Source organism: Halovulum marinum (genome assembly GCF_009697225.1).
Classification (GTDB): domain Bacteria; phylum Pseudomonadota; class Alphaproteobacteria; order Rhodobacterales; family Rhodobacteraceae; genus Halovulum; species Halovulum marinum.
Genome location: NZ_WIND01000045.1, coordinates 1 through 6,606, shown reverse-complemented (window position 1 = coordinate 6,606; position 6,606 = coordinate 1). Strand labels below are relative to the sequence as shown.

8 protein-coding genes are annotated in these 6,606 nt (G+C 60.7%); 4 read left to right on the top strand and 4 right to left on the bottom strand.

Features of this window, described 5'->3' with window-relative positions; translation table 11 throughout:
• Positions 1-73 precede the first annotated feature (73 nt).
• From GE300_RS21680 to GE300_RS21665, 4 genes are all read right to left on the bottom strand, one after another.
• Entirely contained in the window at positions 74-262 is a 189-nt protein-coding gene (locus GE300_RS21680; protein ID WP_154449654.1) for a hypothetical protein, read from the bottom strand.
• A 688-nt stretch (positions 263-950) separates the two neighbouring features.
• Positions 951-1,262: a type II toxin-antitoxin system RelE/ParE family toxin gene (locus GE300_RS21675; RefSeq protein WP_154449653.1), complete on the bottom strand. Its 312-nt coding sequence runs from the start codon at positions 1,260-1,262 to the stop codon at positions 951-953.
• Between the two features lie 4 nt (positions 1,263-1,266).
• Positions 1,267-1,521 (bottom strand): ribbon-helix-helix domain-containing protein, encoded by a 255-nt coding sequence (locus GE300_RS21670; protein WP_154449652.1) that lies wholly within the window; start codon positions 1,519-1,521, stop codon positions 1,267-1,269.
• 84 nt (positions 1,522-1,605) lie between these two features.
• Positions 1,606-1,917 carry an XRE family transcriptional regulator gene (locus GE300_RS21665; RefSeq protein ID WP_154449651.1) on the bottom strand — a complete coding sequence of 104 codons (312 nt, stop codon included), beginning with the start codon at positions 1,915-1,917 and terminating at the stop codon, positions 1,606-1,608.
• 119 nt (positions 1,918-2,036) lie between these two features.
• On the opposite strand from GE300_RS21665, the gene GE300_RS21660 reads away from it, so the two are divergent.
• The 4 genes from GE300_RS21660 to GE300_RS21645 all read left to right on the top strand — a co-directional run bounded on the left by GE300_RS21660 (position 2,037) and on the right by GE300_RS21645 (position 6,237).
• Positions 2,037-3,608 (top strand): recombinase family protein, encoded by a 1,572-nt coding sequence (locus GE300_RS21660; RefSeq protein WP_325063358.1) that lies wholly within the window; start codon positions 2,037-2,039, stop codon positions 3,606-3,608.
• On the top strand, positions 3,605-4,519 hold the full coding sequence (locus tag GE300_RS21655; protein ID WP_233417304.1) for a plasmid partitioning protein RepB C-terminal domain-containing protein: 915 nt from the start codon (positions 3,605-3,607) through the stop codon (positions 4,517-4,519). Before GE300_RS21660 ends, GE300_RS21655 begins: the two co-directional genes overlap by 4 nt.
• A complete protein-coding gene (locus GE300_RS21650) occupies positions 4,516-5,412 on the top strand; it encodes a plasmid partitioning protein RepB C-terminal domain-containing protein (protein WP_154449649.1) in 897 nt (298 codons plus the stop codon). The genes GE300_RS21655 and GE300_RS21650 overlap by 4 nt, the downstream gene beginning before the upstream one ends.
• 624 nt (positions 5,413-6,036) lie before the next feature.
• Positions 6,037-6,237 carry a helix-turn-helix transcriptional regulator gene (locus GE300_RS21645; protein ID WP_154449648.1) on the top strand — a complete coding sequence of 67 codons (201 nt, stop codon included), beginning with the start codon at positions 6,037-6,039 and terminating at the stop codon, positions 6,235-6,237.
• The last annotated feature ends 369 nt before the right edge of the window (positions 6,238-6,606 follow it).

The following is a 6,606-nucleotide window of genomic DNA, read 5'->3' as shown; positions in this document are numbered from 1 at the left end:
GATCGAAACCGACCAGCAGGGGCAGAGAGTAGCTTAAATCGCGTAGGAAACTGTCCAACGAATGGGGAGTAGCTCATAGGGCAAGCTGAAAAAGCGGAAACTCTTCCACTCGAGAAACGCCAAACCACAGCCCGCCGGTTAGCGTCATAGAAATCAGCGGTATCTGCCACATCTGCTGATTTAGTGAACGAAAGGCCAAGTGATTTTGCTCGAAAGCCGCTTGACGCATATCGTGTTCGATCTGTTCTTTTGATGGGGTCATTTTCCCGTTTGCCCTTCTGGCAGCGTACGCTCAGTCAACGTAGCTGCTGACGGCAGCAATATCGATGGAGGACGTGCACGTTCTCTATGATCGAAGTGTAGCGGGAGAGGTAGCAACCTCCAGGCCGTTCGAGTTGGGCTCACGAGCGTGCGATAGGCCCGCTGATCGGACCGAGCTCTTGCTGCCGGAAGTGACCAATGGTTTGATTGCGGTTCCTTCTCGACGCGCGACCCTGAAATCGAAGTGTTCAGCCGCTGCCGCAAAAAATATCACAATTCCAGATACTTAAAATCTGTTCACCAAACCCGCGCAGGCAACAGGTCCGGAGAATATCGACCCTGAGAGACGGCTTCCGGGCCTCCTGGCGCGGGGGCCAGTGCTCAGCCCCTCCCGCATAACCCTCGAAAAGAACGGAAAAATCCGGCCGCAGCCGGATGGGGAGAACGCTTTCGCAAGGGCAAGTGGCGGAGGAAACGGAGCGCCTGAGAACTCTGCTGGAAGTAGCTACCGGGATCTATTCTGAAATCGGCGAATCCAAGGAGGTTCTGTTCAACACCCGTGCCTACGCTTGCTTACGCTGCTTGAAAAACAAAGCATGATCAAAGCGGATACAAACCAAGAGCATTCTGTCCGCCGTTGCCGGCTCAAGGCCTTGGAGAATGGTCTGCACGACACTGTCCGCCGAACTTTATCCGAAGAAGTCCTCCTTGAAACGATCAATCTGATGCATCCGCTCGTGGAGGATCGTGACAATACCGATATCGCCGTTCAATAGGTGCCTCCAATACACGAAATGTCGCTCGTATCTGAAGAAATACCCCTCCACTCCGAATTCGGCCGGCACAGCCCGAGAATGGACACCGTGTGTTTCGATCTGCTCGAATGCGGCAAACAAACCGGTGACGTAGGTCTCGGCCTGCGCCTCGCCCCACTTATCGCGCGTGTATCGGTAGATCTCGTCGAGACGGACGGACGCCGCCTCCTGGATCCGGATCGCCATGCGCTCAGGTCCTGTTCCGGGCGATCACCTCGGCGGCCGTCAGGGGCTTGTAGCTCTCTTCGGGTGCGGCGAACGCGCGGTTCAACTCGGCCTTCAGCCGGTCGAACGCTTCACGCTCGACGCGCTCCTTGTCGCGACGGATCAGATCACGGATGTACTCGCTGACATTCTCGTAGGCGCCGTCCTCGCCGACATTGGTCGCGACGAACTCGCTGAGCGCGCCGCTGACGCGCACGGTCATGGTGGTGGCCCGAGACATGGCGATCTCCCTACATCGTGCGTGTTCAAGATAACCAATATCGAACACGAAACAAGGGCCACGCTCGCCGGGCGGCGGTTCTGCCTACCCTTCTCCATCCTCCAGAACCAGGCGATCTGCCATCGTCAGCAGCAGAACCAACACGACGTCTGAATGCCGAGCGAGCGACACTAGGTGCTCGCCGCTCGGACCGCGCTCGCCCGCGAACCAGTATTTCACCGTCCGCTCGCTGGCCCCCGTCCACCTCATGGCGGACTTGATCGCCCGGTGGGTCGATCCGAGCTCCGCATGCAATGCCATCGCCACGGCGGCGCGGTAATCGGCCGGAACGTCCTCTGGGTGCACAAATGTGCCCATCTTCGGCACAACTGTGCCCATCTTCACCCGCAAATTCATATGTTTCTCCGCTAAATGTCTGGGGAGACATGAAAAGCGGCAGTCGGAGCTTGGGCATGGGCGAGAGTTAGGAAGCCATCCGCCTTGGGCAGCGCGAGTGGAGTTTTCGGGAGGCGGGCGTGGCTCGGACAAGAACAACGATATCCGGAGAGCCGGCCGAAGCGCCCGAGCGCATCCTGGCGGCGCAATACGTCAGGATGTCCACCGAGCATCAGCAGTACTCGACACAGAACCAGTCAAAGACCATAGGCGAATACGCCGAACGGCGCGGCATCGAGATCATCAAGACCTACTCGGACGATGCGAAAAGCGGTCTGATCATCGGTGGCCGAAGGGCATTGCAGCAGATGATCTCCGACGTCGAGTCGGGCGCGGCCGAGTACCGCGTGATCCTGGTTTACGATGTCACCCGCTGGGGGCGATTTCAGGACGCTGACGAGTCGGCCTACTACGAGTATCGCTGTCGCAAGGCCGGGATGCAGGTCGCCTATTGCGCCGAGCAGTTCGAGAACGACGGATCGCCGACCTCCACCATCGTGAAAAGCGTCAAGCGGGCCATGGCTGGCGAATACAGTCGGGAGCTCTCGGTCAAGGTCTTTGCGGGGCAGTGCCGTCTGATCGAACTCGGCTACCGACAAGGCGGCCCGGCCGGTTTCGGGTTGCGCAGAGCGCTGCTGAACGAGCGTGGCGAGGTGAAGGCCGAACTCAAGCGCGGTGAGCATAAGAGCCTTCAGACCGACCGCGTGATCCTGGTTCCCGGCCCCGAAGAGGAACAGCGGGTTGTCCGGCGCATGTACGAGATGTTTGTCAATGAGGGGCGTCCGGAGAGAGAGATCGCGGAGATCCTGAACGCCGAAGGACATCGCACGGATCTCGACCGGCCGTGGACCCGAGCGACTGTCCACCAGGTGCTGACCAACGAAAAATACATCGGGAACAACGTCTTCAATAAGGTGTCGTTCAAGCTGAAGCAGCGTCGTGTCGTGAACCCGCGGGATATGTGGATCCGCGCCGAGGGTGCCTATCAGGCCATCGTCGACAAGGCGCTGTTTCTGCGCGCCCGGGAGATCGTGGATGCGCGCAGCCGCCATTTCTCGGACGAAGAGCTGCTTGATGCCCTGCGCGCGACCCTGAAACGACAAGGCCAGCTGTCCGGCCTGATCATCGACGAAGAGAACGATCTGCCATCGTCCAGCGCTTACCGTAGCCGGTTTGGCAGTCTGCTGCGCGCCTATCGCCTCATCGGCTATGAACCAGAGCGGGACTACCGCTACATCGAGATCAATAAGGCGCTGCGCGCGGCCCACCCCCAGATCGTTGAGGAAATCGTGCAGGGCGTGGCCGCCCGAGGTGGTTGCGTGGTGCAGGCTCCCGACACGCAGCTGCTGCGCGTGAATGACGAATTCACGGTGTCGGTCGTTCTGGCCAGCTGCCAGGCGACGGCAGCGGGCTCCTTGCGCTGGCATATTCGGCTCGACACCGGCCTCGTTCCGGACATCACCATTGCTGTGCGGATGAACGAGACCAACGACGCCCCGCGCGACTTCTACCTGCTGCCCAGCATCGACATGACAGACGCGCGGCTGAAGATGGCTGAGCAGAACGGCCTGTGGCTCGATGCCTATCGGACTGAAACACTTGACGATCTCTACGCCCTCGCCCGGCGGGCGAAGGTGACGGAGGCGGCATGATGGCAAAGAGCCCGGAAGAGCATCACCCCACGGAAGTCAGCCTGGTCCCGACCGACCGCATTCGCGTTCTTAATCCGCGGGTCCGAAACCCCAGGACGTTTGCGGACATGGTGGAAAACATCGCCAAGATCGGTTTGAAGCGCCCGATCACCGTCACCCGCCGCACCGACACCGACCCGCAGGAGTATGATCTCGTCTGCGGCCAGGGGCGGCTCGAGGCCTTCATTCAGCTGAAGCAGAAAGCCATCCCGGCCATTGTCATCGATGCGGATGAGTCCGACTGCCTTGTGATGAGCCTCGTCGAGAACTGCGCTCGCCGTCAGCATCGCCCGATCGATCTGATGCGGGAAATCGGCACGCTCCGCGAACGTGGCTACTCTGACCGACAGATCGGCGACAAGATCGGCGTCTCGCCGGACTATGTCGGCATGATCGCTGGCCTCTTGGAGCGCGGCGAAGAGCGGCTGGTGACGGCTGTCGAGACCGGTCTGCTGCCGCTCAACCTCGCCATCGACATATCGAAAACCGATGCCGAGGGCGCGCAGCGTGCGCTGATGGACGCCTACACGGAGAAGAAACTGAGAGGGAAGAAACTCGCGGCGGCCCGGCGCTTGATTGAACAGCGTGAGGCACGCGGGAAAAAGATGCACCCGAAAGCGTACGGGCGCGACAGCCGAAACCGGCGACCGCTGACGAGCGAGGCGTTGGTGCGCGCTTATCAGAAGGAAGCGGACCGCCAGAAGCTTCTGATCAAGAAAGCGGAACTGACGCAGGGGCGGCTCCTGTTCATCTGCCAGGCATTCCGGAACCTCCTCGAGGACGATCATTTCGTGACGCTGCTGCGTGCGGAAGGCCTGGAGACCATGCCCAGCTACCTGCAGGAATCCCTCGCCGAGGGGGCAGCGCCATGACCAAGAAGGTCCAGCTCGGCTTCGAGAACGATTGCGTCACGATCCCGGTCGCGGACATCCTGCCGGTCAGGGTGCTGAGCAAGTCCATCAAGTCCAGCCGGAAGTACACCCAGATCACAGCGTCGATCCGCGAGATCGGTTTGGTCGAGCCGCCGGTGGTCGCGCGAAACGGGGATGCCAGCGGCAGCTGGCTGCTGCTCGACGGACATGTCCGGATCGAAGTCCTGAAGGATCTGGGTCAGGAACAGGTCGAATGCCTCGTGTCGACCGACGACGAGGCCTTCACCTACAACAAGCGCATCAGCCGCATCGCGCCCATTCAGGAGCACCGGATGATCCTGAAAGCGATCAAGCGCGGTGTCTCCGAGGAAAAGATCGCGGCCGCGCTGGACCTCAACCCGCGCAGCATCCAGCGCAAGGTCAAGCTGCTCGACGGCATTTGCCCAGAAGCCGTGGCGATCCTGAAGGACAAGGCCTGCACCGCGGCCGTGTTCACCACGCTGCGCAAGATGATCCCCTTGCGCCAGATCGAAGCCGCTGAGCTCATGGTGAACGCCAACAACTACTCTGTCGCCTACATCTCGGCGATCCTCGCCGGAACACCGCAGGCACAGCTGCTCGAGGCGAACAAGCCCAAACGCATCAACGGCGTCACACCGCAGGCGGTCGCTCGGATGGAAAAGGAACTTGCCCGGCTTCAGGAAGGGATTACCCAGATCCAGGACACCTACGGCCAGGACCACCTCCAGCTGACCGTGCTCCGTGGCTACGTCGCCAAGCTCCTCGGGAACGCGCGCGTGGTGCGGTATCTGATGCAGACGCGCCCCGAGTTCCTGTCCGAGTTTCAGACCATTGCCGAGTTGGAGTCAGTGGTGCCGGCCGAGGCGGAATAGCCGGCGCGGCAGACTTGATGGGGACCCGGACCCGATAAGCGCGGGGACCGCGGGAGACGCCGGACTGTGGGCCGGATCAAGCGCGGTGGTGGGGATGGCGGCGAACCCGCTCGGAGCCCACTAGGCTGGCTCGAGTTTTCGCCGGCCGCGCGGCCGCGCTCGTGGCTGCGTTTCTTCGGGGCGTGTCGGAGGCCGGGCAACTTCGGCACGCCCACCCGCCATTTCTTCTCGCTACTACTCGGTTGCGACTGAACAGAACACGATCAAAGCAAATACAAAGCGGGAGCAAAGTGTCCGACCGAGACTTTCAAACGCATGATTCTAAAGGGAGTCGTAGCCATCGGTTATTGCTGTGAATCCTATCGTAATCCCGCGAAATGGGAGGGAAAGAGATACGCAAAAACTACGCTCAGTGGGCAGGGTCAAATCTCGACCAACTGCCACGTCTCTAAGAGAATAGCGTCCGATACGATTGCTTTCTCTCATCCTCGCCGGGCGCTTCGATGGATCTTCGCGGCCGCGGCGCCTTTGCGCAGGGCACCTCAAGACACTGACTTGCCTCTCTTTTTCTTTCACGCCTTCGTCCTCCTGCAACCGCTGTGAGTTGCGAAGAAGGAGATGACGATGAAACCAACCTGCTTGAACCAGAAAGAATTGGCGGAACGCTGGACCATTTCGCACCGCACCCTGGAGCGGTGGCGGTGGGCCGGCGAGGGCCCTGCGTACATGAAGATCGGAGGGCGCGTCGTATACCGTATCGCCGATATCGAGGCATTTGAACGTTACGTAATGAATACCACGTCTGATCAAGGCGCCCCGACCTGATGACGCTGGACCTGACCGGAGGGACTACAACGCGACATCCACCCCTTCTGGCAGCGCGTTCGCGCCCGCACTGGGTGAAAGCGGTAGTATCTACGACTTGCGTTGTGCCTTTGCTTCGACCGCCGTCGCCTCAGGTCAGGGCCTGCCCATTGTCGGCAGTCGGTTCGGCCACGCGCGGGCCCAGACCATGGCGGGCTGCACCCATCTCACCGCCGAGCCTGTGCGGATTGCTGATGCAGTGGCGCAGACCCTCCGGGGGCTGCCTGGGCCAGCCAACCTACAAGCCGCTTACCTTGAGCTACTCCCCATTCGTTGGACAGTTTCCTACGCGATTTAAGCTACTCTCTGCCCCTGCTGGTCGGTTTCGAT